Source organism: Moorena sp. SIO3A2 (genome assembly GCF_010672265.1).
GTDB lineage: Bacteria > Cyanobacteriota > Cyanobacteriia > Cyanobacteriales > Coleofasciculaceae > Moorena > Moorena producens.
In genome coordinates this window covers 218,629-244,968 of sequence record NZ_JAAHHC010000001.1, presented here as the reverse complement: position 1 = coordinate 244,968, position 26,340 = coordinate 218,629, and the positions used below count along the sequence as shown (strand labels likewise).

23 protein-coding genes are annotated in these 26,340 nt (G+C 44.9%); 10 read left to right on the top strand and 13 right to left on the bottom strand.

What is annotated here, in order from left to right; translation table 11 throughout:
• Window positions 1-471: 471 nt before the first annotated feature.
• From trmL to F6K64_RS01005, 3 genes are all read right to left on the bottom strand, one after another.
• Window positions 472-933 carry a tRNA (uridine(34)/cytosine(34)/5-carboxymethylaminomethyluridine(34)-2'-O)-methyltransferase TrmL gene (gene trmL / locus F6K64_RS01015; RefSeq protein WP_008180990.1) on the bottom strand — a complete coding sequence of 154 codons (462 nt, stop codon included), beginning with the start codon at window positions 931-933 and terminating at the stop codon, window positions 472-474.
• A gap of 711 nt (window positions 934-1,644) precedes the next feature.
• The gene (gshA, locus tag F6K64_RS01010; RefSeq protein ID WP_008180992.1) at window positions 1,645-2,796 is read right to left on the bottom strand and encodes a glutamate--cysteine ligase; all 1,152 of its coding nucleotides are present in this window, start codon (window positions 2,794-2,796) and stop codon (window positions 1,645-1,647) included.
• Between the two features lie 135 nt (window positions 2,797-2,931).
• A complete protein-coding gene (locus tag F6K64_RS01005; protein WP_044492412.1) occupies window positions 2,932-3,849 on the bottom strand; it encodes a histone deacetylase family protein in 918 nt (305 codons plus the stop codon).
• Window positions 3,850-3,979: 130 nt separating this feature from the next.
• Here F6K64_RS01005 and F6K64_RS01000 point away from each other — a divergent pair, with 130 nt between their 5' ends.
• Window positions 3,980-4,396, top strand: coding sequence for a hypothetical protein (locus tag F6K64_RS01000; protein ID WP_008180997.1), 417 nt, complete (start codon window positions 3,980-3,982; stop codon window positions 4,394-4,396).
• 316 nt (window positions 4,397-4,712) lie between these two features.
• Entirely contained in the window at window positions 4,713-5,663 is a 951-nt protein-coding gene (locus F6K64_RS00995; protein WP_008180999.1) for a LamG-like jellyroll fold domain-containing protein, read from the top strand.
• Window positions 5,664-5,915: 252 nt separating this feature from the next.
• Here F6K64_RS00995 and F6K64_RS00990 read toward each other — a convergent pair whose 3' ends face one another.
• Both F6K64_RS00990 and F6K64_RS00985 read right to left on the bottom strand, forming a co-directional pair.
• A complete protein-coding gene (locus F6K64_RS00990) occupies window positions 5,916-6,158 on the bottom strand; it encodes a DUF4351 domain-containing protein (RefSeq protein ID WP_229414357.1) in 243 nt (80 codons plus the stop codon).
• Between the two features lie 110 nt (window positions 6,159-6,268).
• Window positions 6,269-8,917 carry a tetratricopeptide repeat protein gene (locus tag F6K64_RS00985; RefSeq protein ID WP_502708024.1) on the bottom strand — a complete coding sequence of 883 codons (2,649 nt, stop codon included), beginning with the start codon at window positions 8,915-8,917 and terminating at the stop codon, window positions 6,269-6,271.
• A 1,236-nt stretch (window positions 8,918-10,153) separates the two neighbouring features.
• Between F6K64_RS00985 and F6K64_RS00980 the strand changes: the two genes are divergently transcribed.
• A complete protein-coding gene (locus F6K64_RS00980; protein WP_008181007.1) occupies window positions 10,154-10,408 on the top strand; it encodes a hypothetical protein in 255 nt (84 codons plus the stop codon).
• Between the two features lie 867 nt (window positions 10,409-11,275).
• Window positions 11,276-11,509 (top strand): hypothetical protein, encoded by a 234-nt coding sequence (locus tag F6K64_RS00975; RefSeq protein WP_287250400.1) that lies wholly within the window; start codon window positions 11,276-11,278, stop codon window positions 11,507-11,509.
• Here F6K64_RS00975 and ctpB read toward each other — a convergent pair.
• The 5 genes from ctpB to F6K64_RS00950 all read right to left on the bottom strand — a co-directional run bounded on the left by ctpB (window position 11,479) and on the right by F6K64_RS00950 (window position 15,973).
• A complete protein-coding gene (gene ctpB, locus F6K64_RS00970) occupies window positions 11,479-12,801 on the bottom strand; it encodes a carboxyl-terminal processing protease CtpB (protein WP_287250398.1) in 1,323 nt (440 codons plus the stop codon). The two genes, F6K64_RS00975 and ctpB, sit on opposite strands and share 31 nt — an antisense overlap.
• Before the next feature lie 756 nt (window positions 12,802-13,557).
• A complete protein-coding gene (locus F6K64_RS00965) occupies window positions 13,558-13,833 on the bottom strand; it encodes a MoaD/ThiS family protein (RefSeq protein WP_008181013.1) in 276 nt (91 codons plus the stop codon).
• Window positions 13,834-13,983: 150 nt separating this feature from the next.
• Window positions 13,984-14,124, bottom strand: a complete 141-nt coding sequence (locus tag F6K64_RS00960; RefSeq protein WP_154659702.1) for a hypothetical protein — start codon at window positions 14,122-14,124, stop codon at window positions 13,984-13,986.
• Window positions 14,103-15,407 carry a threonine synthase gene (gene thrC / locus F6K64_RS00955; protein WP_287264701.1) on the bottom strand — a complete coding sequence of 435 codons (1,305 nt, stop codon included), beginning with the start codon at window positions 15,405-15,407 and terminating at the stop codon, window positions 14,103-14,105. Before thrC ends, F6K64_RS00960 begins: the two co-directional genes overlap by 22 nt.
• Before the next feature lie 383 nt (window positions 15,408-15,790).
• Entirely contained in the window at window positions 15,791-15,973 is a 183-nt protein-coding gene (locus F6K64_RS00950; protein ID WP_131826951.1) for a hypothetical protein, read from the bottom strand.
• 32 nt (window positions 15,974-16,005) lie between these two features.
• On the opposite strand from F6K64_RS00950, the gene ggt reads away from it, so the two are divergent.
• The 3 genes from ggt to F6K64_RS00935 all read left to right on the top strand — a co-directional run bounded on the left by ggt (window position 16,006) and on the right by F6K64_RS00935 (window position 19,745).
• Window positions 16,006-17,748: a gamma-glutamyltransferase gene (gene ggt / locus F6K64_RS00945; protein ID WP_008181017.1), complete on the top strand. Its 1,743-nt coding sequence runs from the start codon at window positions 16,006-16,008 to the stop codon at window positions 17,746-17,748.
• A 211-nt stretch (window positions 17,749-17,959) separates the two neighbouring features.
• Window positions 17,960-18,703 (top strand): hypothetical protein, encoded by a 744-nt coding sequence (locus F6K64_RS00940; RefSeq protein ID WP_131826952.1) that lies wholly within the window; start codon window positions 17,960-17,962, stop codon window positions 18,701-18,703.
• Window positions 18,696-19,745, top strand: coding sequence for a pentapeptide repeat-containing protein (locus F6K64_RS00935; protein WP_008181020.1), 1,050 nt, complete (start codon window positions 18,696-18,698; stop codon window positions 19,743-19,745). Before F6K64_RS00940 ends, F6K64_RS00935 begins: the two co-directional genes overlap by 8 nt.
• 40 nt (window positions 19,746-19,785) lie before the next feature.
• Here F6K64_RS00935 and F6K64_RS00930 read toward each other — a convergent pair whose 3' ends face one another.
• A complete protein-coding gene (locus F6K64_RS00930) occupies window positions 19,786-20,022 on the bottom strand; it encodes a hypothetical protein (protein ID WP_131826953.1) in 237 nt (78 codons plus the stop codon).
• On the bottom strand, window positions 20,019-20,327 hold the full coding sequence (locus tag F6K64_RS00925; protein WP_008181021.1) for a hypothetical protein: 309 nt from the start codon (window positions 20,325-20,327) through the stop codon (window positions 20,019-20,021). The genes F6K64_RS00930 and F6K64_RS00925 overlap by 4 nt, the downstream gene beginning before the upstream one ends.
• A gap of 831 nt (window positions 20,328-21,158) precedes the next feature.
• Here F6K64_RS00925 and F6K64_RS00920 point away from each other — a divergent pair.
• The 3 genes from F6K64_RS00920 (at window position 21,159) to F6K64_RS00910 (ending at window position 21,936) form a co-directional block, all read left to right on the top strand.
• Window positions 21,159-21,398 (top strand): hypothetical protein, encoded by a 240-nt coding sequence (locus tag F6K64_RS00920; RefSeq protein WP_008181022.1) that lies wholly within the window; start codon window positions 21,159-21,161, stop codon window positions 21,396-21,398.
• Window positions 21,395-21,658: a hypothetical protein gene (locus F6K64_RS00915; RefSeq protein ID WP_008181023.1), complete on the top strand. Its 264-nt coding sequence runs from the start codon at window positions 21,395-21,397 to the stop codon at window positions 21,656-21,658. The genes F6K64_RS00920 and F6K64_RS00915 overlap by 4 nt, the downstream gene beginning before the upstream one ends.
• A gap of 74 nt (window positions 21,659-21,732) precedes the next feature.
• Window positions 21,733-21,936 carry a hypothetical protein gene (locus tag F6K64_RS00910; protein WP_154659704.1) on the top strand — a complete coding sequence of 68 codons (204 nt, stop codon included), beginning with the start codon at window positions 21,733-21,735 and terminating at the stop codon, window positions 21,934-21,936.
• On the opposite strand, the gene F6K64_RS00905 is transcribed toward F6K64_RS00910, so the two are convergent.
• Window positions 21,890-26,251: an nSTAND1 domain-containing NTPase gene (locus F6K64_RS00905; protein ID WP_287264700.1), complete on the bottom strand. Its 4,362-nt coding sequence runs from the start codon at window positions 26,249-26,251 to the stop codon at window positions 21,890-21,892. The two genes, F6K64_RS00910 and F6K64_RS00905, sit on opposite strands and share 47 nt — an antisense overlap.
• Between the last annotated feature and the right edge of the window lie 89 nt (window positions 26,252-26,340).

The following is a 26,340-nucleotide window of genomic DNA, read 5'->3' as shown; positions in this document are numbered from 1 at the left end:
ATTCCCAGCAGAGGGATTGTTTTTCACAAAAATTACACATTTCTACAGACATTTCCTATTTACACCATCAGTAGAGGGTAAATTAGGTATTTTAACTCTAGCTATAGTGTTTAAACCCCTGAAGGGGGATAAGTATTTTTTGAGTGGGGTGATCAGCTGCTCCCCATGTAATTTTTCTATCGTAGTCCGGCAAGAGTAGGAGAAGGCAAACAGCGACTAAAGTCGCTTTCGATATTTCTATTGACAGCTGATTTTATTAGTGATATAATCTAGGTTTAAGGTCAAATTAAAACTCAAACGGTTAAGGCTTAAACCTAAATCGATACAACTAAATCGATACAACTAAATCTATAAGAAAAATCTATACAAGTAAATCTATACAAAAGAAATCTATATCAAAAATTTATACAAATTATACAATACCGAAACCAAGTCAACTTAGTAAGTCCTAATTATTAACACAGAAAACACCTATTCCAAGTAACCCAACTGACGCCTGGCCTCAAATAAGCCAAGGGCAGCACTGACGGAGAGATTTAAGCTGCGCACTCCTGGCTGGGTCATGGGGATAAAGACTTTAGCCTGACAAGCCTCTAACACATGGGGAGGCAAACCTGTGGTTTCGCAGCCAAACAATAACCAGTCCTTGGGCTGAAACTGAAACTTAATATAGTTGTATGTTCCTCTCTTGGTAAAGCCAATCCATCGCCCCTCTTGCTTCTGGTGATAGCTGACAAATGCATCAAAGGAATCATGATATTTAAGATCTACATAGGGCCAATAATCTAGTCCTGCTCGTTTCAAGTAGCGATCGCTAATTTCAAAACCCAACGGACCCACTAAGTGCAATTGAGTAGTGGTGGCGGCGCAAGTTCGGGCAATATTGCCGGTATTCGGTGGAATTTGCGGGTTGATTAAGACAACTTTTACCATGAAACCCTTAATATCAAGTCTGGTTTAATACCCATAATTAAAGAGAGGGTGGGGAGGGTGGGGAGAAAGGTCGGTGTGGGGAGATGGGGAGATAGGGATAAACGGGAGATAGGGAGATTTTTATTAAGGGTAATTATCCTGACATGATATAACACGTCTGACCCTAATCTATATTCATACCAAATCTGGGTCTAAAACCCCTGATTAGAAAACAAATGGGCGATCGCCTATTGGTATTTGAAGTGGTAACAAGTAGCTTTAAAGCTATACTGGGTGTGGGGTGTGGGCGAACGGGTGTGGGCGAACGGGTGTCAAGGGCACCTAAAAGATTTATTTGAATGAGTTCAAGGGATTCAGGTTCGAGGAGCATTGGATATATATCTTAGGTCATAGTACTATAGGCATACCTAAGGTCAATATTTTTGTCTGTATTTCAGATAACCTCTACCTAGTGATATAGATCATATATGTTTTTCTTATATTAGTTTTCGTTGAAGCATATATTAGATATTCTTATATTTCACAGCATTTCACTTGGCAAAAAAATTATTCAATTGAGGCGGTTGTCTTTACAAAAACTCTAAAAAATTAAAAAAAATTCATAAAAAATGCCATCGCGAGGTTAGGGGGAATCCGGATTCCCCCTAACCTAAAATTGCGATGACAACTTTAGCTATTTAATTGTAGTTGAATAACAAAGCTGTTAGTCAGTTAGGCTACCAGGGACTGACACAATTGATCTTCTAGTTGCGACTCTTGCTCAGCCATGGATTGAATGGCTTGAATCATCACTTGGCGAGGATCAACACCCACTGAATGAAGTTGTAACCACTGGCCAGCGGTGTTTCCTTCCCGTAGAATTTTCTTAATCGGTGAGAGGAAGCAACTAAAACCGTGTTTTTTCGCTACCGGCCAAACCTCTTGATAAAGTTCCTCAATCCAATCTCTGGCCAGAATTAGTCTGCCATCCTCCCAATGCCTCAGTTGCGCATCCAAACTGGATTCAGCCGCAGCGATTTCATTGGCATCGGTGAGGCCAATCAAGTCAGCTGAACGGTTGTTGGCAGGTATTTTACTTATCTCCAGGGGGTCAAGACTGGGATCATGAATCAGTTGTATCAGGCGTGCTTCCAATAGTGCCATAACCGCTAACAGGGCAATGGGATCGACCATTAAATCACAGATTCTCAGCTCTAGGCGGTTGAGATCATAGGGCCGTCGGTTGCCATTGGGGCGCACAGAGGTCCACAGATGACGGACATTAAACATGGTACCAGCAACGAGTTGCTCTTCATTCCACTGGATAAAGTGACGATGGCTTTCAAATAAAGGAACATCAGAGGGAGTTTTGGGAAACATTCCCCAGCGGGTGGAGTGATAGCCAGTGGTTTTACCGTCCAGAAAGGGGGAAGATGCACTCAGGGCTAGGTATAGTGGAGCTTCCATTCGCACCAGACGACAAGCTCGCATCAGGATTTCTGGGTCAGAGATGCCCACATTGATATGGATGCTGGCAGTAACAACCTTAGTGCCGTAGGTGGTCTCAATGTAGGAATGGTAAGGATTATTGGGGTCAGAACGGTAAAAGCGATCGCTTTTACCTAAGGACAGGGTACTGCCGGGAATTAGTGTATAGTTACCCAAGCTTTTTAAATACTGTCGCAGCTGTTGTCGGGGACGCACTAAAGCACATAAGAGACGGTCATAGCAACATAAAGGAGCAGTGGTGTATTCTACATTGCGCTGATCTGGCTCTCGGACAAATCCGTCGAGGGATGCAACAATCTGATCGGAAAAACCGACAATATCCCCTTTGGGAGTGCCGGTATACATTTCTACTTCAAAGCCTTTGGATAGCAGCACAGTTTTTTCTAATGGGGAATGGTAAATTGGGAGTGGGGTGTAGCGTTGGTCGTAGCTCTAGGGAATGTATCTACCTTATCTAGCTATCAATCCTATCAATAACGACCAAATAATTCCTCCTTCTTTAGTTTGCCATCAAAGCTTACACTGGCGATAGACCTGAAGAGCAGCACGGTGGAGTAAAGAGTGGCGATAGATCAGGGCATCGAAATCATTACCGTAGCCACCACCAATCACACTAGCCACTGGGATGCCAGCTGCTACACAGGTACTCAACACTTGCATATCCCGACGGTAGATTCCTGTGTCGGTCAGGGCTAATTTCCCCAAGTGGTCTTCTACATGGGGGTCAACTCCAGCATCGTAGAGCACTAAATTGGGTTTGAATCCTGAGAGTAAGTCCGGAAGATACTTGGCTAGGGTTTGTAGATAGGCATCATCATCCATCCCCTCTGGTAGGGGAATGTCTAAGTCGCTTTTTTGTTTCTTGCTAGGGAAATTGACTTCACAGTGCATGGAAAAGGTGAAGACACTGTGCTCGTTTTGGAAGATAAAGGCGGTACCGTCTCCTTGGTGGACATCTAGGTCAACAATTAAAATTTTCTGAACTAGTCCCAGTTGTTGGAGAACACGGGATGCGATCGCTAAATCATTAAAGATACAAAACCCTGAACCATAATTGGGAAAAGCATGATGGGTACCACCAGCAGTATTGCAGGCTAACCCTTGGCTTAGGGCGAGTTTAGCCGTAAGAATGGTGCCACCTACGGCAGTACAGGTACGCTTTACTAATGCTGGACTCCAAGGTAAGCCAATGCGTCGCACAGCTTTCGGGTCAAGAGTACCTTCATAGTAAGCTTGAACATAGGCGGGGGTGTGAACCAGGTGGAGCCACTCTAGTGGGGGAAGGTCTGGAGTGTGGAATTGTTTAGGAGTGGCAATGTCTTCTTGTAGCAGTAGTTGGTAGAGTTTCCCAAATTTAGGCATGGGAAAGCGATGCCCGTCTGGCAGAGGTGCGACATAGTCCTGGTGATAGACGATTGGCAAGTTCATGATCAGACAATCCCAGACAAGGTTTTCCAGCTCGCTACACTTCTTGATGCAGTCGCTCATGGGGGAAACCCCCAAGACCGCGCTGCATCGCTTTTTTTAAAATCCTCAACCAAGTCAAAGGAAGCATAACATGAATAACCCTTGGCATAATTTTAAGCAACAGCCTTGGCTAGCTCTGTCGAAAGTAGCTGCCTTCACCACTGTGCTGGTAGTTGCTCTAGAGAACCTGTTGATATGGGTCTTGACTCAATCAGAAATTTTCCGTCCCGTCTCGGTGCTACTATTTTCTCGACCCCTAGTAATAATCTGGTTTTTCGCTGCGACTATAGGAGTTGGGGTGTTAGGAGTTTATATTTGTGAACGTTGGCAGTCCCAGCTACTCCTGAATACCTCTAGTCTCTGGGCTTTAGTGTTGTGCCTTATCGTCGGTCTATTGCTCAAGTCCCAACTTCCAATCCCTCCTGGGCTAGTTGGGTTTTCCATGAATTCTTTGATTGGAGTAATCCTAGGGGTATTTTGGAAAGGTCGTCCTTACTGGCGTTATTAGGATTAAAAACGCGATGCTAACCAAAGAGCTGCTACGGTAAAGCATCAAAAGCATCAACGAATACTATAGCAATCCACTATAATTCCGAAAATTATTGCAGTGGGGAAATCTTGCCTGCACTATAGTCTCAGGTTTTTTTAGAAACAATCGCTAATTCTGCTACTAATATTGGACTTTTGACAAAATAGTACCCTCAAAGGGTACTGTCACTATCTAAGGGAGCCGAGACAATAGATTTGTTAGCCCATTGTTTTGAGTAGAAACAAAAGGGAAAACATCAAATTTTCTCCAAAGTCTAAGCAGAATAAAAACAGAAATGTTTACCCCCGATCCCACAGATTTGGTAGCTGAGTATTTATTTGAAACTCCAACTGAAAACGGAGTGATCAGGAACACAGCTAATCCTGGAACCTTTGACGGTATGATCCAGCACGATCCCGATGCCCATCCTCTGGCTCCCTCAGCGGATGTCCCGCCAGGGTTTGTTGGTTCAGCATCCCTGAACTATAACGTTCTCAGACGCTTATCAGATAGCGGCGAATCACCGCAAATGTCCTTTGCACAATACGTTGAGGTTCCCAATTTCCCAGATCTGGCTAACCTGACCGTGGAAACTTGGGTTAAGGTTGATTACATCAAAGCAAACCCAGCCTTTACCGATCCTCCCCAGGGTACTTACCCTGATGGAGAAGTTGGTTTTGGAGCCTGCCCACAGCCCATATGCAAAGCATTTTCCTGGTATCTTTTTCTGAGTACTCTACAAACCGATCGCAATCTGATTCTGACTATCATCCCTAACAATGTCACCCAAGGATTACCGAAGGAAGCAGACGAAACTAGCGGCAGTGGTGGTGTAGTCAGTGAGGATATCGTCCATGGTGGTCAATGGACCCATATGGCTGCAACCTTTGGTGAAGTTGCTCCCGGTAGGTTTATCATGCAGACCTACATCAATGGCATCCAAAGCCACATCGAAGAAGTTCAAGACTTTAACGGCAACATCCGTCGGATTCCCAATCAGACTGACAACCCGATAGCGCCTTCCCCTGGTAGACCCCTACGGCTGGGGCAATTCCGTGATATTCAAGGCAATCTTGACTATCAGTACTCCGGACTTTTGGCTGGTGTACGAATTTACAGTCGGGCTTTGACTCAGGAACAGATTCAAGCTGACTACAGGCATGACATCTGTTCAGATCAAGCACCATTAGGGAAAGAAATCTTCAGACTGGGCTTACTTAGTCTATGGCTGTTGAAGTCTACTTAATTGGGGTCAGAAGAATGTAGAATTTAGAATGAAGAATGAAGAATGAAGAATTAAGAATGAGGAATGAAGAATGAAGAATGAAGAATTAAGAATTAAAAATTATACCTTTGCCCATTCTAAATTATTTTGAATTCCCAATTCCCAATTCCCAATTCTAAATTCTACATTCTAAATTCTACATTCTAAATTTTGCATTACACACTCTAGCAGCTCCCCATGGCATTGCTTTTGAGTGCCACCCCTAACGGAATTTTACTTATCCCTAAACTGGTGCAACCAATTGGTCAAATCCACCTCAGTTTCAAAATCTAACAACGCTTCTCCTAAATCCTCCAACTGGTCAAAGGATAATTCCTCAATTTGATTTTGTAATTGGGGATTTATCTGACCTAATCGACGGTTTAGTAGACGGATAATTAACTTAACCTCATTGCGCTTTCCTTGTTCTAATCCTTGGCGAATAATTCGTTGATAAACTACTGACTCTTGCATCATATCCTCCCGAAAATAAGCTTGAATTAAATTAATAATTTAGAATTAATAATTTAGAATTAATAATTTATAGCAACCGAAGTATAGCGTTTCTAGGACTCATGAGGTACACATTATTTTTTCCCTCTTCCGTCTTGCCTCTTCCGTCTTCGCTGCTTCCTAAAACCCAGAAATTTGTACCTCACAAGTCCTATAAGTGCTATATATACTGATCGCTGTGACAAATCATCCCGCAATCTTTCTAGATTATTACGGTAGGTAACAGTATTAGGATGATTTGATCCTAACTTCCGTTCTGCAATATCCAAAGCCTGGACATACAGGGGTTCCGCTTCATGGTAACGCCCCTGAGCATAGTAGAGTAATCCCAGGTTGTTGAGACTACTGGCTACATCGGGATGTTCTTGACCCAGCAGCTGCTTTCTCATGTCCAAAGCCTGGACATACAGGGGTTCCGCTTCATCGTAACGCCCCTGAACTTGGTAGAGTAATGCCAGGTTGTTGAGACTACTGGCTACATCGGGATGTTCTTGACCCAGCAGCTGCTTTCTCATGTCCAAAGCCTGGACATACAGGGGTTCCGCTTCATCGTAACGCCCCTGAGCTTCGTAGAGTCCAGCCAGGTTGTTGAGACTACTGGCTACATCGGGATGTTCTTGACCCAGCAGCTGCTTTCTCATGTCCAAAGCCTGGACATACAGGGGTTCCGCTTCATCGTAACGCCCCTGAGCTCGGTAGAGATATGCCAGGTTGTTGAGACTAGTGGCTACATTGGGATGGTCTTGACCCAGCAGCAGCTTTATCATGTCCAAAGCTTCGACAAACAGGGGTTCAGCTTGATGGTAACGCCCCTGAGCTTGGTAGAGTAATCCCAGGTTGTTGAGACTAGTGGCGATATTGGGATGTTCTTCTCCCAGCAGCAGCTTTGTCATGTCCAAAGCCTGGACATACAGGGGTTCCGCTTCATGGTAACGCCCCTGAGCTTCGTAGAGTCCAGCCAGGTTGTTGAGACTAGTGGCTACATCGGGATGGTCCTCACCCAGCAGCTGCTTTCTCATGTCCAAAGCCTGGACATACAGGGGTTCCGCTTGATGGTAACGCCCCTGAGCTTGGTAGAGTAATCCCAGGTTGTTGAGACTTTGGGCTACATCGGGATGTTCTTCTCCCAGCAGCTGCTTTCTCATGTCCAAAGCCTGGACATACAGGGGTTCAGCTTGATGGTAACGCCCCTGAGCTTGGTAGAGTAATCCCAGGTTGTTGAGACTACTGGCTACATCGGGATGATCCTCACCCAGACGACTTGTGGTAATATCTAAACATTTCTCATACCACGGTTCAGCTTGGTCATAGGTACCTCGACCTCGATAGAATCTTCCTAAGCCAACAAAAGGCCAGATTAAATCTTCATCCCTGAGCCAGTCAGTGAGGACTGTGGCAACTTCCTCTAAATGAGGGATGGCGGGGGTCACTACTGCAATCTGATCGCGAGTTGGTGTCTGGGGAATTGTTTTGGCAACAGCCACCATTGTCTTACAAAAGCTTTGCTTGTAGCTATCGGCCTCTGGTAATTGAGCCAGCTTGGTCAGGAAAAATTCTCGAATTAGTGGATGGAGTTGATAGGTTTGCTGTTCAGTCAGTTGCAACAGGTTCAGTTTCAGTAAACTGCGATTGGCCGTAGGCCACGCTACGCGATCGCGTAATTCCTCCAACTCTTCTTGTTCTTCTTCCCGGTCATCTTCAGTTTCGATAACACACTTCTCTACCAGGGACCACTCAAAAGGAGCAGGAGCAAACAGACTCAGACGACATCCCAACTGCTGGACTTCTGGACAATCTTTCAAATCTTCCCAGGATAACTCAAAGGCTGCTGCTACTCCCAACTGGGCTGTCATTTCCCCTTCTTCTGTGGGGTCAAGTAATGCCTTAGCTGCTAATTTCTTTTTCTCTAAACGTTTCTGAACTTTAGCAATGGTGAAGGTCGGATGTAGATCTAAATATCGTCCCACTAACTCTAAACCCAAAGGCAAATAACCCAACCATTCACATAAGGCTTCTGCTTCGGTTAGTTCTTTATCAATGCGCTCTTTTCCAACAAGCGATTGGCCGTAGGCCACGCTACGCGAACGCAATAATTCTAATGCTGCCTCTGGGGATAGTACATCCAAGTCAATTCGTCGGTAAGAAGCCCCTGGACGCTGACGACTGGTGACCAGTACTTTGAAGCGGGATTCAGCTGGAGGTAAATAGGGTTTAATTCTTTGTTTGTAGTCATTGCTGAAAGAAGCCACATCATCCAGCACGATCAATGCTGTTCCCTCTGGCCAATTTCTCCAGCAGTATCTTACCTGCTCGTTGAAATCTAGTTCATCTGGAATGGTTAATCCTAATTCCGTACGCCCAAAACTAACAACTTGAATCCCCAGATCTAGCCCGCGCACTGGAAACCAGCACCTACCACCAGGGTAGTTATCCTGATATCTCAGAGCATATTGTAAAGCTAACTCGGTTTTGCCAATACCGCCCATTCCGGCAATGGCGCAAATGGCTAATCTATCGGTCTTTTGAAGTTCCTCATGGAGCTGCTCAAGTTGAGTGTCTCTACCGACAAAGTAGGGAGTGCCACTATTGATACTAATGTTAGTCGGGGAATTTAAGGTTATTTGTTTTTTTTTGAGGCATTCCTCAATAAATTTCTTGACACCAAGATAGACCAAACTGTTTTGAGAATCTGGTTTACATAGGTCAATATGGTGCTTTGGTATGGCAACCGGCTTCACTCCTTCAATGCCTGGGTTGGCACTATCTTCGTCTACAACTAAAATCCCTTTTACAGGCTGGGTTTCATAATAGACTTTGGTGGCAATTTCTAGACTCCGAACGTTTTCTCTATACCACTCATTTAATTCCCGTAACTGAGAGTCATGAGCTTTTAGTTCCTCCACACTTACGGTGGTTCGTGCGAAAACACCAATATTATCAATTAAATTAGCTAGATGAGCACCAGTGTGGGGAGTAGCCAGAAATACTATGCCTTTAGTCTGCTCAATAATCCCTTTATAGTTATCAAAATTATTAGCACTACTAAGCATCTTTTTGACTAAAAGCCCGCCCATACTATGAGTAATAAATACTAATGGACGCTTGCCGAGATCGCAGCTGTTTAACCAATCTAATAAATTACTGGCTTGATCGAAAAGGGGCATACTGCCATTGCTTTGCCACTTTGTTGCTTTCGCGTCATACCCAAAAGACCAGATGTTAAGGCATAGCTGCTCTTTTCCTAACCAAACTGGCCAAAAATTATCATCATTTATTGCATGCTGGTGATGCCACGTGCCTCTGGGATCACCTCCAAGTCCGTGAACAAACACCACATCCATACTGGCTTCTGAGCCCTCCCACCCTGAGATTTTGATCAATCCCCTCGAATCGCTCACCAATTAGCCTCCAGTTAAATCTATAGCCTTAACCAGTAGATGCAGAAAATCCTATTTTTATTTATTCTAATACAAAAAAATCCAGGGAGTAGGGAGCAGGGAGTAGGGAGCAGGGATTAGGTAGTAATGGAAAAAGTTATCACAATTTATTTTATATACCTATAATAACTTATCGGATATAGTTTATTTTTTTTCTGTTTCCAAGGCTATCAGTAAATTAAATCAAAAAAAAACAAACGCTAACATTTTTACTATGTGCCCTGTTTGCGATTCTAACTTCTAACTTTTAACTTCTAACTTCTAACTTCTACTTGGTGGTGCGTTACGGGGCGGGCTATCCCAATACTGGCTACGAAGTAGAAAATTAGGGCTATCCCGCCCCTAACGCACCCTACGCACTAAATTCTTAATTCTACATTCTTAATTCTAAATTCTTAATTTTACATTCTTAATTCTTAATTTTCTTCCATTACCCCTCCAAAAAAAATTATAAAAACCCTTGACAACTAATTTTATAATCGTTATGATTATAAATGTTAAATTCAAAAGTAATTTTGAACTATGTCTGACAACTTTCGCCCAGATCCACAAAACAATCCTGAGGATATCACTCCTAGTAATACTCCTCAGGAACGTTCCCAAAAAAAATACCCCATTAAGCACATTCTGAAGGGGTCCCGCCGGGCAATAAACAACACTATGCATACCCTTTATGCACGGGGTTACGCCGAAATATCGGAGTGGAGCCCCCTTCAGCCGACTGGAATTCCTGGCGAATTCATCACGATGATGACCAAGTATTTAAATTTGGGTTAAACTATTAAGTTATAGGGGGGGGAACCCCCCTGGCCAAAGTATCAGGTTTGTTCGCGTAGCGTGACCTTTGGTCAATCCTATGGGATCATTTCTGGATTGGTTTCGAAAGTTGAGGCATAGCTAAAAATTCCTAGCCGTGGAAGGTATTTCTGCGGCTATTTTTTTTTGAGGTTGTTCGCGTAGCGTGGCCAAAGGCCAAGGTTAGAAGGTTAAAAGGTTGAAGGTTAGAAGGTTTAAGGTTAGAAGGTTAGAAAGTTAGAAGGTTAGAAGGTTTAAGGTTAGAAAGTTGAAGGTTAGAAGGTTGAAGGTTAGAAGGTTAGTTGCGTAGGGTGCGTTAGGGGGGGCCTCATTTTCCGCCTCGTAGCCAGGCTTTGGATAGCCCGCCCCGTAACGCACCACCGTGTCAAACAGCTTTTAGGAGATGCACCCTAAGGTTAGAAGGTTATCAGGTTTAAGGTTAAAAGGTTGAAGGTTGTTCGCGTAGCGTGGCCTATTGGCCAAGGTTTAAGGTTAGAAGGTTTAAGGTTAGAAGGTTTAAGGTTAGAAGGTTTAAGGTTATTATCCGAAGATTAGCGTTAATAAAAATCTGCGCTATTTCCCGATTTTCCCATTTCACGATTTGCCCAGGATTCGTGATTGATCCTTGGTGGGCAGTGCATACCTAGGTGTACCCAAGCAAATTAATCTTTCTGTGGCACTGCCCACCCTACATCTGTTCTATTGTGATTCATCCGTTGGTGGGCAGTGCATACCTAGGTGTACCCAAGCAAATTAATCTTTCTGTGGCACTGCCCACCCTACATCTTCACTGCCCACCCTACATCTGTTCTATTGTGATTCATCCGTTGGTGGGCAGTGCATACCTAGGTGTACCCAAGCAAATTAATCTTTCTGTGGCACTGCCCACCCTACATCTGTTCTATTGTGATTCATCCGTTGGTGGGCAGTGCATACCTAGGTGTACCCAAGCAAATTAATCTTTCTGTGGCACTGCCCACCCTACATCTCCTTCCGATTCCCGATTCCCGATTCCCGATTCCCGATTCCCGATTCCCGATTCCCAGCGCAGCTTACCAAACCCTACCTGAGTTTATAGGTTGACTGAGGGTTCCAGGCCCAGAGGCAGTAGTGGATTTTAAAACTGCGATCGCTCTTCCGTATTGAGGATCCTTACTAGTGCCACGCCATCCCGGTTGACTAGATAGCAGTTGCCGTTGCTCAAGGGTCAACTCTTGGCGAATATCGGGCACAATTCCTTTCAAACTAATATCTTCACCACTGGGTAGGTAGTAACGAGAGACGGTCACCGTTAAACCTGAACCATCGGATAAGGCATGGACAGACTGGACAGCGGCTTTACCAAAGGTGCGAGAACCGATAACAGTAGCGCGTTTGTTATCTTTCAGAGCACCAGTTAGAATCTCACTAGCACTAGCGGAGTTACCATCCACTAGAATTGCTAAGGGCAGATTGGTCAAGGCCGTTCGATTAGCCGTGTATGCCTGTTTGCCACCGATCCGGTCTATAGTGCTAACAATTTCCCCCTCTTGCATCCACATCCGGGCAATTTCAATACTGGAAAAAAGCAATCCGCCTGGATTCCCCCGCAGATCTAGGACATAAGCATTCACCTTCTGCTGATTGAGGTTCCTAATTGCCCGTTGCATTTGTTCAGCTGCATGGGAACTAAATTCATTTAAACTGATATAACCCACTCGCAGATTCCCTTCCTGCTTGACGCTGTAACGAACAGAGGGGATTTCTATCTGAGCTCGAGTTAGTTCTATTTCAAAGATGCCCTGTCCTGGTCGGGCAATCCGCAGAGTCACTGATGACCCCACTTTACCCCGGATTAGTTCGGAGGCATCTTCGAGACTTAACCCTTTCGTCGATTTGCTATCTACCGCTAAAATCCTATCCCCAGCTTTAATACCTGCCTTAAACGCTGGGGAATTTTCAATCGGTTCAATGATTAACGGGGTCTCCGTCTGCTTTTCTATTTCCATGCGAATACCCACACCAGACAGTTCACCAACGGTTTGGTTTGTCAAGGCTTGGAACTGTTCTGGCACTAAAAAGCGGGTGTAGGGGTCTTCTAAGGTTTCTAGGGCTTTCCTAATCGCTTTGTAGGCTTCTTCTTTTGAAGCGTAGTTTCTGCTCAGGAGTTCATGTCTAGTCGCTTGCCAGTCAACTTGGTTAAAGGTGTTATCGACATATTCCCGATTGACAGTTTGCCAAACTTCATCAACAATCGTTTTAGGGCTATCCTGAAATGCTACAACCACAGAGCTACCATTAATCGGTGTCGCCCAAGACCAAACTGCTGTGGTTGCGATCGCTCCAGTGAAGAGAACACGTTTGAGTCGGGGGAAGTTTGTCAGGGATTGTCTCATGGATATAAGGCGGCAAATTACTTAATTACTTAATTTATTTAGTTTTTTATAATTATTGATGTTTTTGTTGGCCAACTCTAGGATTGCCCATGGCTATGAGCTACTGATACTACTTAGGTGTGACTACCAATCCTACTGATGATAATAACGAAAAAAAATTATTTTCTAGTTTTAGTTTCTGATCTGATATACTAAAAAGATATTCCTAATGTCGGCTGATGCCGCAAACTTAGTCACCAAGTTCCAGTCACTAAGTTTTAGTCACTAAGTTTTAGTCACCAAGTTTTAGTCACTAAGTTTTAGTCACTAAGTTACAAGAGAGGCTAAAGTTTTTAATATACGATTGAATAGTCTAATTATAATATACTGAAATTCAGCAACTATGGCATACTGCCGTTGTGCCAGTTCCAAAACTGAACTGTTCTGGGTACACAGACTGACCTAGCGATCGCAAAATAATCACTAATTTATCTGCCAGCTCAGGTTACCCGATCGGGAGTCGGGAGTCGGGAATCGGGAATCGGGAATCGGGATGCAGCGCAAACCTAAGGGGGTTACTCCCATGAGCGACTGCATCGCTATTGCCTATTGCTAGCATGCCTATTGCCTTAAAAGGATAAGCAATATTGCTCAAAGGTTGCTGAGAATTGCTCTATCTTGTAAGCAGTCAGCTATCAGCCATTCCCGTAGCGTAACCAAAAGGCCAAGGCGAATGGTCAACTACTGATCGCTGACTGCTGACTGCTGAGTATCTGTCTAACCACCAGCAACAGCTGTGACAATACTCACTTCATCCCCATCGTTGAGTTTTGTTTCTGTATTTTCCAACAACCGGATATCTTCCCCGTTCACGTAGAGATTCAAGAATCGACGGGGTTTACCCTGCTCATCGCACAGCCGTTGTTTAATTCCAGGACAATTACTTTCCAGAGATTCGATCAGTTCAGAAACATTCGTTCCCTGACATTCTACTGTTGCTTGCTCTTGGGTATATTTTTGCAGAGGAGTAGGAATTAAAACTTTTACAGCCATAATCAATATCTTGCTTTGAATTCTCAATTTTCAAGGTTTAATGGTAAACCATCAGCTATCAGCGTGTCGCGTATCAGTTATCAGCGTGTCGCGTATCAGTTATCAGCATTCAGCTATCAGCATTCAGCGTGTCGCGTATCAGTTATCAGCTTATGGGTTATCACAGGCTAGAAGCCTGTGCCACCACGCTACTAGATCGGTGCTTTTGAGTAAAATAGGCTGACCACTGACCGCTGACTGCTGACTGCTGACTGCTGACTGCTGACTGCTTAAACTAAAACTTGTTGCCATTCCAGACGGTCTAGGGTGTTAGCCCGCTCTAATGCTTGCTCAAAATTGTCTAGTTTTGGTTCAATTACCAAAGGTTCACCCACATAGCCTTGAACTGCTTCTTGGGTCTTCAAGCCATTACCAGTGATGTAGGCTACTGTAGTTTCATCGGGGTCAATTTTACCAGCTTCTACCAGCTTCTTGAGTACAGCAATTGTAGTACCTCCTGCGGTTTCGGTGAAAATTCCTTCAGTTTCTGCCAGCAACTTCATCCCTTCGATAACTTCTGCATCAGTGACGGATTCAATGTTTCCGTTAGTTTTATGAGCTATTTCTAGAGCATAGATGCCGTCGGCTGGGTTTCCAATCGCAATGGATTTAGCAATGGTGTTGGGCTTGACTGGAGTAATAAAGTCCCGTCCTTCTTTGAAAGCTTGAGCGATTGGGGAGCAACCTTCTGCTTGAGCACCACTGAAGCGCACTGATTTATCTTCTACTAGACCGACTTTGACGAATTCTTGGAAGCCTTTGTAGATCTTGGTGTATAGGGAACCTGATGCCAAGGGAGCAACAACATGGTCCGGTAGTTGCCAACCTAGTTGTTCAGCCACTTCAAAGCCCAGAGTTTTAGAACCTTCTGAATAGTAGGGACGTAGGTTAATGTTCACAAATCCCCAACCGTGGCTGTTAGCTACTTCACAACAGAGGCGGTTGACTTGGTCGTAGTTGCCTTTGACTGCCATTAATGTGGGGTTGTAAATCAGAGTGCCCATCACTTTACCCGCTTCCAGGTCAGCAGGGATAAACACGCAGCAGTCGAGTCCAGCATGAGCTGCGATCGCAGCAGTAGAATTCGCTAAGTTTCCAGTACTAGCACAGGATACCGTTGAGAAGCCTAACTCCCGTGCTCTACTTAGAGCTACTGATACCACCCGGTCTTTGAAGCTGAGGGTGGGCATGTTGACCGCATCATTTTTAATGTAGAGATTTTTTAACCCTAAGCGTCTAGCCAAGCGAGTCGATTTCACTAAGGGAGTCATTCCTGTACCCACATCAATATAGTTATCAGTGGCAAGGGGTAAGAAAGAACGATAGCGCCAGATGGATTTCGGACCTGCCTCAATGCTTTGCCTGGTTACATGGCGTCTGAGGGTACCGTAGTCATATTTTACTTCCAACGGACCAAAGCATTCCTCACAAACGTGCATTGCCTTGGGCTCATACTCCGCACCACACTCTTTACACTTCAACTTGGTAAATGCGGTAGATGCCTGGGTTTTGGGAGTAATTGTGGCTTGGCTCATGGGTATATCTCTAATTACGCTCTCTAATTACGTTCAGTCAAGACTTGATTAAAAGTAACATACCTCAAAATGTCCGTCAAACATACCCGACTTTTTTAGTCGGGATTAATTGCAGGGGTTAAAGATTAACCATTAACCAGTCAAAATTACTGTCAATTGAGATACAAACGTTTGGTTCGATTAGTGATACACGGCTGTGTGTAGGCAAGAGGCAAGAGGCAATAGGCAAGAGGAACCCACCCCTAACCCCTCCCAGGAGGGGAAGGCAAGAGGCAAGAGGAACCCACCCCTAACCCCTCCCAGGAGGGGGAGGCAATAGGCAAGAGGAACCCACCCCTAACCCCTCCCAGGAGGGGAAGGCAAGAGGCAATAGGCACCCACCCCTAACCCCTCCCAGGAGGGGAAGGCAATAGGCAATAGGCAAGAGGCAATAGTAATCCCCCCGACTCCCGATTCCCGATTCCCGATTCCCGATTCCCGATTCCCGACTCCCGACTCTCGACTTCCAACTCCCTAGTAGCGCTGGTGGAAACCGTTATAGTATCTTTCCGAAAGCGGAAAATCATTTCCAATCTCTCACTATTCGATCAACTATCCTATGGGCAAGATCGCCAGAAAATATAAATTCATCATCATTTGCCTCACTACTCTAATTTTCATTAGTGCTGGCAGTGCCTCTGCTCAAGACACAGTTATCTTTAGCAGAAAAGATATCTTTCATCCCGTTATTGCTAACAACGGTATGGTTTCCTCTCAAGAACGCTATGCCTCACAAGCTGGTTTAGCGGTTTTAAAAGAAGGTGGCAATGCTGTTGATGCTGCGGTAACCATTGGGTTTACCCTAGCGGTAACCTTACCGCGAGCTGGGAATCTCGGTGGCGGTGGCTTTATGCTCTTACATCTGGCCAAGGATAACCAAACCATTGCTATTGATTATCGGGAGAAAGCACCACTAGCTGCTACTCGTGATATGTTTCTGGACAATAATGGTGAGGTTGACCCAGAAAAGTCTCGATACAGTTATTTATCTGTTGGTGTTCCTGGTACCGTAGCTGGGTTAACCATGGCACTGGAAAAATACGGCACTATTTCCTTAGAACGGGCATTACAACCAGCTATAGAATTAGCAGAAAAAGGGTTCCCAGTTTCTGAAGATTTGTTCCGCTCTCTGAGAGACGTTAAGAAACGAATGCAGTCTTATGAGGCGAGTATGGCTATTTTTTATAAGCCAGGAGGTGTCCTTTATCAGGTAGGGGAAATCTTAGTACAAAACGATTTAGCCCGTAGTTTAAAGCTAATTGCTAAACATGGGGCTAAAGCCTTTTATGAAGGTGCGATCGCATCGGCTATCGTAGCAGACATGGAAGCCAATGGTGGTCTGATTACCAAAGAGGATTTAGCTACCTACAAGCCCGTGATTCGAGAGCCGATTCGAGGCACTTATCGGGGCTATGAGATTTATTCTATGCCACCTCCAAGCTCTGGGGGTATCCATCTGGTGCAGATGTTGAATACTTTAGAAGCCTTTCCGATTCGGAAACTGGGACATAATACTGCCCAAACCATTCATTTAATGGCGGAAAGTATGAAGTTAGCCTATGCTGACCGTTCTAAATTTTTAGGAGATCCTGACTTTGTTCCCGTTCCCGTTGCTGAATTAACCTCTAAAACCTATGCTGAACGAATCCGTCAACGGATTAATCCCTATCGAGCAACCCCCAGTTCAGAAATTGCCCCTGGTAATCCTACTCAACGGGTAGAAAGCAATGATACCACCCATTATTCAGTGATGGATAAGTATGGCAATGCTGTTGCTAATACCTATACTTTAAACTTTAGCTATGGCAGTAAAATTACAGTACCGGGAACGGGTATTCTCCTCAACAATGAAATGGATGATTTTTCAGCTAAGCCAGGGGTACCCAATGCTTATGGATTAACTGGAGCAGAATTCAATGCAATAGCACCGGAAAAAAGGATGCTGAGTTCTATGACTCCAACAATTGTGCTCAAAGATGGTAAGTCGTATCTGGTCACTGGCAGTCCAGGGGGGAGTAGGATTATTACCACCGTTTTGCAATTGATTATGAATGTAATTGATCACCAGCTCAATATTGCTACAGCTACTAATGCCATTCGGGTACATCATCAATGGTTACCGGATCAACTTTTTGTAGAACAGGATTTAAATGGTGATACAATCCAGTTATTGAAGTATAAAGGATATAAGATTTCGGTGCGTAATGCTATGGGGAGTACCCAGAGTATCATGTACATTAACAATTCATTTGAAGGTGCATCTGATCCTCGCAAACCTGGTGCCTTAACCTTAGGTTATTAACATAGCATTTACTTTAGCAATCCGTGTAGGAATTGTGGGAGTTTTTGATCGTAAGTTCCCTACGGTGCGCGTTCACCCTTAGCTTTTAAAAAGCGCGGGGTCGCACCGCTCCCTACTCCCTACTCCCTACTCCCTACTCCCTACTCCCTACTCCCTTTGCTATTACATGCCTCCACCTGAGCCTAAGAATAAATGCCTAGATTGCTTAGGGATGAAATTGGAAGGAATGCTGATTCCGCCAAACAAACAAAAACGTAAGTTTTGGCAAAAACCCTCTAAAATGCCGCAGATTAATTTATACCTAACCATCCAATTTAACCAGCAGTGGGAAGAGTTGCTCGAAGGTCGTGTTAAATTTGGACTCAAAGGTGGAGTACTGCGTCTTCATCTCCAACATGGTAATATCCCCTATGAATTCCGTGAGCTTGGTGGTTATATTCAACTGGCAACAGTAGGTAATCAACAGCAACAAGGGCCTAGTTGTGATCTAAACCACCGTCCAACAGACCCTAATGGCAACAGGGAAAGAGGGGGAGGTAATGTTACTCCAGAAGCTACCCAATCGCAATCCCACGAGACATCCCAACTAGAATATCAACCAGAATCCTGCAAGACATCCCACGAGACTGACCAAGTTTCCTGGTGCCACATTACCAATCAAGTTTCGGCAGAAAATCCTGCCTGGATTTTTGAAGAACAGAAGGGGAATGGTGTTTTATTTGGTTCCCTGAATCGGGTAAAGCTAGCAACTGTCAATGTCACTGCTTTACCCTGTCGTATCCAAGCAATCTTTGAAGTATCCCAGCGAGATATTTGTCTAACTGAAGTTGAGGGGTTGTGGTCCTCAAACCTTACCCGCAATAAAACCGTTGTGCTAAACAGACTGATTGTGGAACATTTGTTGGTAACTAGACTTAAGCCCTATCTGTCTCTCATGGAATTGCAATATGGGTGAGGAAAAATCTCAACCGATTCTGCTAAGCCTGATCAAGCGGGTTTTAGTGGCAGAAACAGACAATCTTGAGCAGTTGACCGCAATGGTTGGGCTGAATCTGGCTGAGGACTTCACTGCAGCTGACTTAAGTTACACTGACCTCAGCCAAGCTAGGTTGATGGAAGCGGATTTCAGAGGAACGGATTTCCGGGGGGCTAACCTCCAAGGTGCCAACTTATGTAATGCTGACTTGAGGGGGGCTGATTTCAGTCGTGCGAATCTAAGCATGAGCCACTTCAGGAATGCTAATCTCCAGGGGGTAAGCCTTGGTGGTGCTGACTTGAGGGGGATACGATTAGATGGTGCTAATGTCAGGGATGGTGACCTCAGTGGTGCTGACTTGAGGGGAGCTGACGTCAGGAAAACTGACCTCACTGGTGTTAATCTTAGCGAGGCTAAATTGGGAGGTGCTTACCTCCAGGGGGCTAAACTCAGGGGGGCTAATCTGGGTAGTGCGATTTTGAGCAGAGCTAACCTTCAGGGCACTAACCTCATCCGTGCCCACCTGGGGGGGGCTGACTTGAGGTGTGTTGATTTATCTGATGCTAACTTGAGCCGTGCTCAGCTTAGTGAAGCTAATCTCAAAGGTGCGAAACTGAGGAGAAGTAATCTTAAAGGTGCTGATTTAAGTTTAGCAGACATGACCCAAGTCTGCCTGATTCGTGCTAATTTGAATTATGTCCATCTGATTCGTGCCAACCTACGCAAAGCCGAGCTGATTCGTAGCGACTTAAGTAATAGTGATCTCAGGAGAGTTGATCTTCAGGGAGCTGACTTGAGTTTGGCTATCCTTGAAAATGCTGACCTTAGGAGTGCTAATCTCAGAAGTGCGAAGATGAATCTTACTGAGTTAGATGGTGCCAATCTCAGAGGAGCTGATTTTAGTCATGCTGACATTAGGGGGGCAAGAGTGAAAGGGGCTAGGTTCGCTAAAAATAGAGGTATTTCTAATCAGATGAGAGGGGTTTTGATGCGGTTAGGGGCAATTTTTGAAGATGAATAGCTCTAGGGTGATTATTCCTCGTTAAGTTAGGGAGTATCTTTCAGGAGATTCTAGCGCTGGGGGCAGGGAATCGGGAATCGGGAATCGGGAATCGGAACCCACCCCTAACCCCTCCCAGGAGGGGAACGGGAATCAGGAATCGGGAATCGGGAATCGGTAAAAAGTTATGAAAAAACTTTTTATATAAAGGTTTTAGCAATTCGTCTTGATGCAGTAGCGAGTAGGGTGCGTTAGGCAAAGCTAACGCACCGAGATGATAGCGATCGCATTTTTTCAAGCAACGTTATCCCCTGAGGTACCTAAGGGAATTAGAGGCAGCAGGGGACACAGGGGAATCAGAGACACGTTTGAGGTTTCAGTCTTGGCAGGCTCGGGTGCTTGGAAAGGTTCCTCAAATTGCTCAAAGTGCATTTCGGACACTGGTTCCTGTAACAATTTTTCTAATACAATTTGCGGTTTGACTTCAGCAATATCTTCTTCGAGGATTTGATTCAGCTTAATTTTGTCTTCTATTTCCAGAGTAGTGATTGCTTCGATAATAGACTCGAAAGGAATTAGCATTTTGACAGCAGCTTGTATCATGTTTACCTTCCGGGATTATGTTTATATGATTACTTAAGTTACTATAGTAGCCCCAATTTACCGCTGTGGTAACGGGAGTTTATGTTTATTAACATTTCATTCCCACTGATCATCTTAACTGTTGACTATTTTACCAAAATGTGTTTAATCCAGCCATAAAATTCTACCAGCTATGGTTATTGTCAACAGATCAGGACATAGTATGAAAATGAGCAAAAATGTAGTTAAATATACTCTTAACCATGGAAAACTACTTTTACCTAGCTTACTAAGCAGGGATTATAGGATGTCTGTATAATTACTCTAATAAAAATTTCCCGATCTCCCGATCTCCCGATCTACCCACACTTCCCACACTTCCCACACTTCCCATACTTCCCACAGTTCCCATCTCCCTATTAAACGAATGCTTACTTGTTTTATTCAAAACCTGAAAGGTAAGCAGTCAGCAGTCAGCAGTCAGCAGTCAGCAGTCAGTTTAAAATAAACCTCGTTCCTAGCACAGGCTTTGGCCTTGGCCTTTCGGCCACGCTACGCGAATGGCCACGCTGTGCGAACGACGCTCTCACTTGACTCAGATTAAACTAATGCTTACCTCTTTTATTCAAAAGCTGATCACTAATCACTAATCACTAATCACTTATATAGCACTACGCATTTAGATTAGGACATTCCTAAACTCCGAAACGTAAGTAATCGCTTACTTTTAGGTGCGACCCGTGGCGAATTTAATTCGCCTACGGAAAGCGCACCTTTGACTTCTGACTTCTAACTTCTGACGCTAAGCGTAGCGCTATAGCTGATGGCTGATGGCTGACAGCTGACTGCTGAATGCTTACTTTGGGAGTAAAATCACCAACATCCCTATTAGTTCGGTCGGGTGCGATGGAACCAACAGAAGCACAATATCTAATTCTCAATGCTTTGGATACCTTAGGATTACTAGAAAATACTGTTTATGACCAAGACAATGGCATTTGGTACATCAGCACTGCCAGCCTTCTTCTGCCCTTTGCTATGCTTTTACCAAATGGTGAAATTACCCCGATTACACCTCTAGCCGAATTATGAAGCCCTTAAGTGAATTACAACAACAGCAATATCAACGAATGGTAGAACTCTCCACTCTGGCCCGTCAGCGATATCTGGACTCCGGAGGAGATCCAAACCGAGCCTCAGGGAGTCTACACAATGAAAATTATATGACTGCGGAAGAACAGCAGGAATTCTTGGTATTAGCTAGGGCACTTTCCGGGATATACATTAATAATGGTTATGTTTACTGTCAAGGGCGGTCTTGGAAATTACCCGAAGTGTTGAATCACGACTAGAGGGGGAGTGTGGGGAGAGGGGGAAGTGTGGGAAGTGTGGGAAGTGTGGGAAGTGTGGGGAGACTTAAAAACTCTTGAAAAGATTTATTAAAATAAGCTATAAAAATAAGCTACAATATAATATTTATCTAAATAATTATACCCATTTCCCTATCTCCCTATCTCCCTACTTCCTGCTCCCTGCTCCCTATTTCCCGATTCCCGACTCCCGACTCCCGACTCCCGACTCCCCTACATACCACAAATTTCCCTTAATTCTTCTTCGTCTTGATGAGTGACAAGGTAATCATGGAGCCAATCACAACTCTGTTCCACTAAATCCTCTAGATCTAAATTCCATAAAATTACAGTATTGTCTGCACTAGCAGAAGCAAGAGTCTGGCCATCTGGGCTAAAGACCACGCTATTGACCCAATCGCTATGTCCGGTGAGGGTGTGCAGGTCTTTGCCTTGGTGATTCCATAGTTTCACCGTCTTGTCCCAACTAGCAGAAGCAAGAGTCTGGCCATCTCGGCTAAAGACCACGTTATTGACCCAATCGCTATGTCCGGTGAGGGTGTGCAGGTGTTTGCCTTGGTGATTCCATAGTTTCACCGTCTTGTCCCAACTAGCAGTAGCGATAGTCATGCCATCTGGGCTAAAGGCCACGCTAGTGACATTTGCGTTGTGTTCGGTGAGGGTGTGCAGGTGTTTGCCTTTGAGATTCCACAGTTTCACGGTGTTGTCCCAACTAGCAGAAGCGATAGTCATGCCATCTCGGCTAAAGGCGACGCTATTGACAGGTTCGCTATGTCCAGTGAGGGTGTGCAGGTGTTTGCCTTTGAGATTCCACAGTTTCACCGTGTTGTCATCACTAGCAGTAGCGATAGTCATGCCATCTGGGCTAAAGACGACGCTATTCACCCAATTGCTATGTCCGGTGAGGGTTTGCAGGGGTTTGCCTTCTCGATTCCACAGTTTCACCGTGTTGTCATCACTAGCAGTAGCGATAGTCATGCCATCTGGGCTAAAGACGACGCTATTCACCCAATCGCTATGTCCGGTGAGGGTGTGCAGGTGTTTGCCTTGGTGATTCCATAGTTTCACCGTCTTGTCCCAACTAGCAGTAGCAATAGTCTGGTCATCTCGGCTAAAGGCCACGCTAGTGACATCTGCGCTATGTCCAGTGAGGATGTGCAGGTCTTTGCCTTTGAGATTCCACAGTTTCACGGTGTTGTCCAAACTAGCAGAAGCGATAGTCATGCCATCTCGGCTAAAGGCCACGCTAGTGACAGGTTCGCTATGTCCAGTCAGGGTGTGCAGGGGTTTGCCTTTGAGATTCCACAGTTTCACGGTGTTGTCATCACTAGCAGAAGCGATAGTTTGGCCGTCTGGGCTAAAGGCGACGGTTATGAGATATTGGCTATGTCCGGTGAGGGTTTGCAGTACTTTGCCTTGCAGATTCCACAGTTTCACGGTGTTGTCCAAACTAGCAGTAGCGATAGTCATGCCATCTGGGCTAAAGGCGAGACTAGTGACATCTGCGCTATGTCCAGTGAGGGTATGCAGGTGTTTGCCTTTGAGATTCCACAGTTTCACGGTGTTGTCCCAACTAGCAGAAGCGATAGTTTGGCCGTCTGGGCCAAAGGCCACGCTAGTGACAGGTTCGCTATGTCCAGTGAGGGTGTGCAGGGGTTTGCCTTTGAGATTCCACAGTTTCACAGTCTTGTCCCAACTAGCAGTAGCGATAGTCATGCCATCTGGGCTAAAGGCCACGCTAGTGACAGGTTCGCTATGTCCAGTCAGGGTGTGCAGGGGTTTGCCTTTGAGATTCCACAGTTTCACGGTGTTGTCAAAACTAGCAGAAGCGATAGTCATGCCATCTGGGCTAAAGACGAGGCTATTGACAGGTTCGCTATGTCCAGTGAGGGTGTGCAGGTGTTTGCCTTGTAGATTCCATAGTTTCACCGTCTTGTCCAAACTAGCAGAAGCGATAGTCATGCCATCTGGGCTAAAGGTGACGCTAGTGACAGGTTCCCTATGTCCAGTGAGGGTGTGCAGGTGTTTGCCTTGTAGATTCCATAGTTTCACGGTGTTGTCCCAACTAGCAGAAGCGATAGTCATGCCATCTCGGCTAAAGGCCACGCTAGTGACAGTATCAGTATGTTTATCCAGGCTATTATACTGGTTGACGCCATAGAGAGATTGCTGCAACTTAGCGATCACTTGTATTCTAGTATCACCTTTTACCCTTTTTGTCTTTTGGAGTTTTCCTACTGGCCTTAAACTCTCTTTTAGAGCATCAAAGGGTTGCTTTGAGCTAAACAAGAGTTCTGAAGATTGACTCAGGGCTTTAATTTCACTTTCTTCTGCCTTTCTCGCCTGTTTACTAGACTCCAATCCAAAAACCGTTGAAACAACTGTCCCCAATACCAACACAGCAATAAACCCTGCCACCCCTAACCAGCGGTTACGGGTCATTTGCTTGTGCTTGTGACGGCTGACCTCAATATACTCCTCCGCCAGCCCATTCAACATCCCCAATTCACCATACTTTCTTAAATACTCCTGGGCTTCTATTAACCTCCCCCCAAGCAACAGTAAACCGGCATCATCACGCTTCTTTCCCTTCTCTTGCCATTCAAGCGCCGCCGCTTCCAGCTTGCTTTCGATCACCATCGCTTCTGTGTAAGTCTGCTTCCACTCCAGCAACCTTCCCCAGTGGCGAATCAAGGCTTCATGTACCACATCCAAAACCACATCCTGGGAATTTTCTTGATGACTTCTAGTAATCAAGCGGTTGTCTGAACTGGCTAAGGTCTGGCTAACAGCATCGAGCAGTTCTAAACTGTGATGAGAATTGACTAACTCCCCCAGGCGTACTCGTCTACGGGTATCGAGAGTCTCTCCCACTTGAGTTAATTCCAACAACAAACGCCTAGCCACAGTTTGTTCTACCTGGGAGAGACTATCAAATACCTGATTTGCCTTCTTTTCCAGAGTTCCCTCAATTCCCCCTAACTGTTGATAGGTTTCTAACCGTAAAAACGTTTCCTGCTGCTGTCTTGACTGTTTCCATAATTCCGTCAGAGTATATTGGAGCAGGGGAAGGCTACCTGGATAATCTTCGACATCGTTAATCAGTTGCTGTTTTAATCTCCCCTCAATCCCTAATCCTACTAATTCCGCCGGTAGTGCGATCGCTTCTTCAATTTCCTCATGGTTCAAGTGGTCAACATTAATTAATGGTCTATTAATCTTCTCTACTAATTTAGGATACTCTCGCAACCGCCCCCGAAAGTCAGAGCGCATGGCAATTAAAACAATTAAATTGTCTGTATTCTCGATTAATTCAATTAAACCGTTAAAGAATTCCTGGCGTTGGTCAGGTTGAATCATAGTGAAGCACTCTTCAAACTGGTCAATAATCATGACCATCGGAGTTTTACTAAAATTCTCTGGCTGGGCGTTGCTGATGGGAATGCCCCCTAAATCCCCCAACTTTGGGGGACTTTGAAAGTTTTGTTCCCCAGAATCAGCCACACCCTCTCCCTGCTTCTCTAAAAGCTCCCCCTTTTCCAGGACCTCCTGTAACCTTTGCTTTGGTGCAACACCTGGAGTGAAAGGTTCTAGATAATGCCAGCGATCGCTTCCAACAATTGCCTGACCTAACTTCAGCTGATACAATAATCCTGCTCTGAGTAAGGAAGACTTGCCACTGCCGGAAGCCCCTAACACTACCAGCAGACGGTCTTGATTTTTCACTCGCTCAATTAACTGCTCGGTCAACTGAGAACGACCGTGAAACACCAGAGCATCTTCTGGTAATGCGGTAAAATAAGACAGAGACCGGTAGGGGCACTTATCCTGAAAGCTCAGTTTCGGAAACTGAGTAGTCAGTATAATGGCTTGTTGTGAGTTAGCGATTAAAGGACGTTGCTGAGTCATTGACATCCGCTGCTCAATAAACAAGGCCAAATTATGACTATTAACAATACCATCCGGGTAATTTTCCGGATTCAATCCTGCCAGTAACTCCTTGGTAAATACTCCTTGTTCATGGCTAATCTCTACTCCCGGCTCGTAGGAACGAGTAGCAGTAATCAAGCAGTAAGCTTTATCAGTTGGGATAAATTTCAGTAACTCGCCACTGTAGCAACAATCTAACCAAATCACTACCTGTTTCACTGGGCTAGTTGCGATTTGCTGACCCAATTCCTGCAGAGGATAGCCATAAATTCCCACATCCGGAAAGGCATCACTAGTCACTAAGAAAACCTCTTCAATGCCATCCACCTCTTGTCTACAGCCATGGCCTGAAAAGAAGAATAGGGCGGTTTCTGGAGCTTGGTTAGGAGCAGGAGGATTAAACAGATTAGCAACTGCTTCCCTTAATTCCTCTAATTTTACTAGTCCTGTGCTCGATAGTCCCCGTGGTCCTTTTTGGGTCAACCCAAGGGGTAAGTCCTGAATCCGGAACGGTTCATAGCCATACTGTTGTAATCGTTGAGCGACATTTTCCCCGTCTTTAACAGCAACGGTCAGGTCGTTAAAGTTGGTGTATTCTGGATAACGGTTAATCCCAACGATTAGGGCTTCCCATTCCGGTGTCATTGGAGCGAGGTTGTGAAATTTTTATTAGCATAACATAATATCGCAATTTCGAGCACTCGGCTGATCCTTCATGTATAAAGATAGTAGAT

What these genes read in the sequence shown, in the direction of transcription:
- trmL (WP_008180990.1), bottom strand. Translation starts at nt 933, where the DNA reads ATGGTAAAAGTTGTCTTAATCAACCCGCAAATTCCACCGAATACCGGC.
- F6K64_RS01005 (WP_044492412.1), bottom strand. Translation starts at nt 3,849, where the DNA reads ATGAACTTGCCAATCGTCTATCACCAGGACTATGTCGCACCTCTGCCA.
- F6K64_RS01000 (WP_008180997.1), top strand. Translation starts at nt 3,980, where the DNA reads ATGAATAACCCTTGGCATAATTTTAAGCAACAGCCTTGGCTAGCTCTG.
- F6K64_RS00995 (WP_008180999.1), top strand. Translation starts at nt 4,713, where the DNA reads ATGTTTACCCCCGATCCCACAGATTTGGTAGCTGAGTATTTATTTGAA.
- F6K64_RS00990 (WP_229414357.1), bottom strand. Translation starts at nt 6,158, where the DNA reads ATGATGCAAGAGTCAGTAGTTTATCAACGAATTATTCGCCAAGGATTA.
- F6K64_RS00980 (WP_008181007.1), top strand. Translation starts at nt 10,154, where the DNA reads ATGTCTGACAACTTTCGCCCAGATCCACAAAACAATCCTGAGGATATC.
- ctpB (WP_287250398.1), bottom strand. Translation starts at nt 12,801, where the DNA reads ATGAGACAATCCCTGACAAACTTCCCCCGACTCAAACGTGTTCTCTTC.
- F6K64_RS00965 (WP_008181013.1), bottom strand. Translation starts at nt 13,833, where the DNA reads ATGGCTGTAAAAGTTTTAATTCCTACTCCTCTGCAAAAATATACCCAA.
- F6K64_RS00960 (WP_154659702.1), bottom strand. Translation starts at nt 14,124, where the DNA reads ATGGCAACAAGTTTTAGTTTAAGCAGTCAGCAGTCAGCAGTCAGCAGT.
- thrC (WP_287264701.1), bottom strand. Translation starts at nt 15,407, where the DNA reads ATGAGCCAAGCCACAATTACTCCCAAAACCCAGGCATCTACCGCATTT.
- F6K64_RS00950 (WP_131826951.1), bottom strand. Translation starts at nt 15,973, where the DNA reads ATGATTTTCCGCTTTCGGAAAGATACTATAACGGTTTCCACCAGCGCT.
- ggt (WP_008181017.1), top strand. Translation starts at nt 16,006, where the DNA reads ATGGGCAAGATCGCCAGAAAATATAAATTCATCATCATTTGCCTCACT.
- F6K64_RS00940 (WP_131826952.1), top strand. Translation starts at nt 17,960, where the DNA reads ATGAAATTGGAAGGAATGCTGATTCCGCCAAACAAACAAAAACGTAAG.
- F6K64_RS00935 (WP_008181020.1), top strand. Translation starts at nt 18,696, where the DNA reads ATGGGTGAGGAAAAATCTCAACCGATTCTGCTAAGCCTGATCAAGCGG.
- F6K64_RS00925 (WP_008181021.1), bottom strand. Translation starts at nt 20,327, where the DNA reads ATGATACAAGCTGCTGTCAAAATGCTAATTCCTTTCGAGTCTATTATC.
- F6K64_RS00920 (WP_008181022.1), top strand. Translation starts at nt 21,159, where the DNA reads ATGCTTACTTTGGGAGTAAAATCACCAACATCCCTATTAGTTCGGTCG.
- F6K64_RS00915 (WP_008181023.1), top strand. Translation starts at nt 21,395, where the DNA reads ATGAAGCCCTTAAGTGAATTACAACAACAGCAATATCAACGAATGGTA.
- F6K64_RS00905 (WP_287264700.1), bottom strand. Translation starts at nt 26,251, where the DNA reads ATGACACCGGAATGGGAAGCCCTAATCGTTGGGATTAACCGTTATCCA.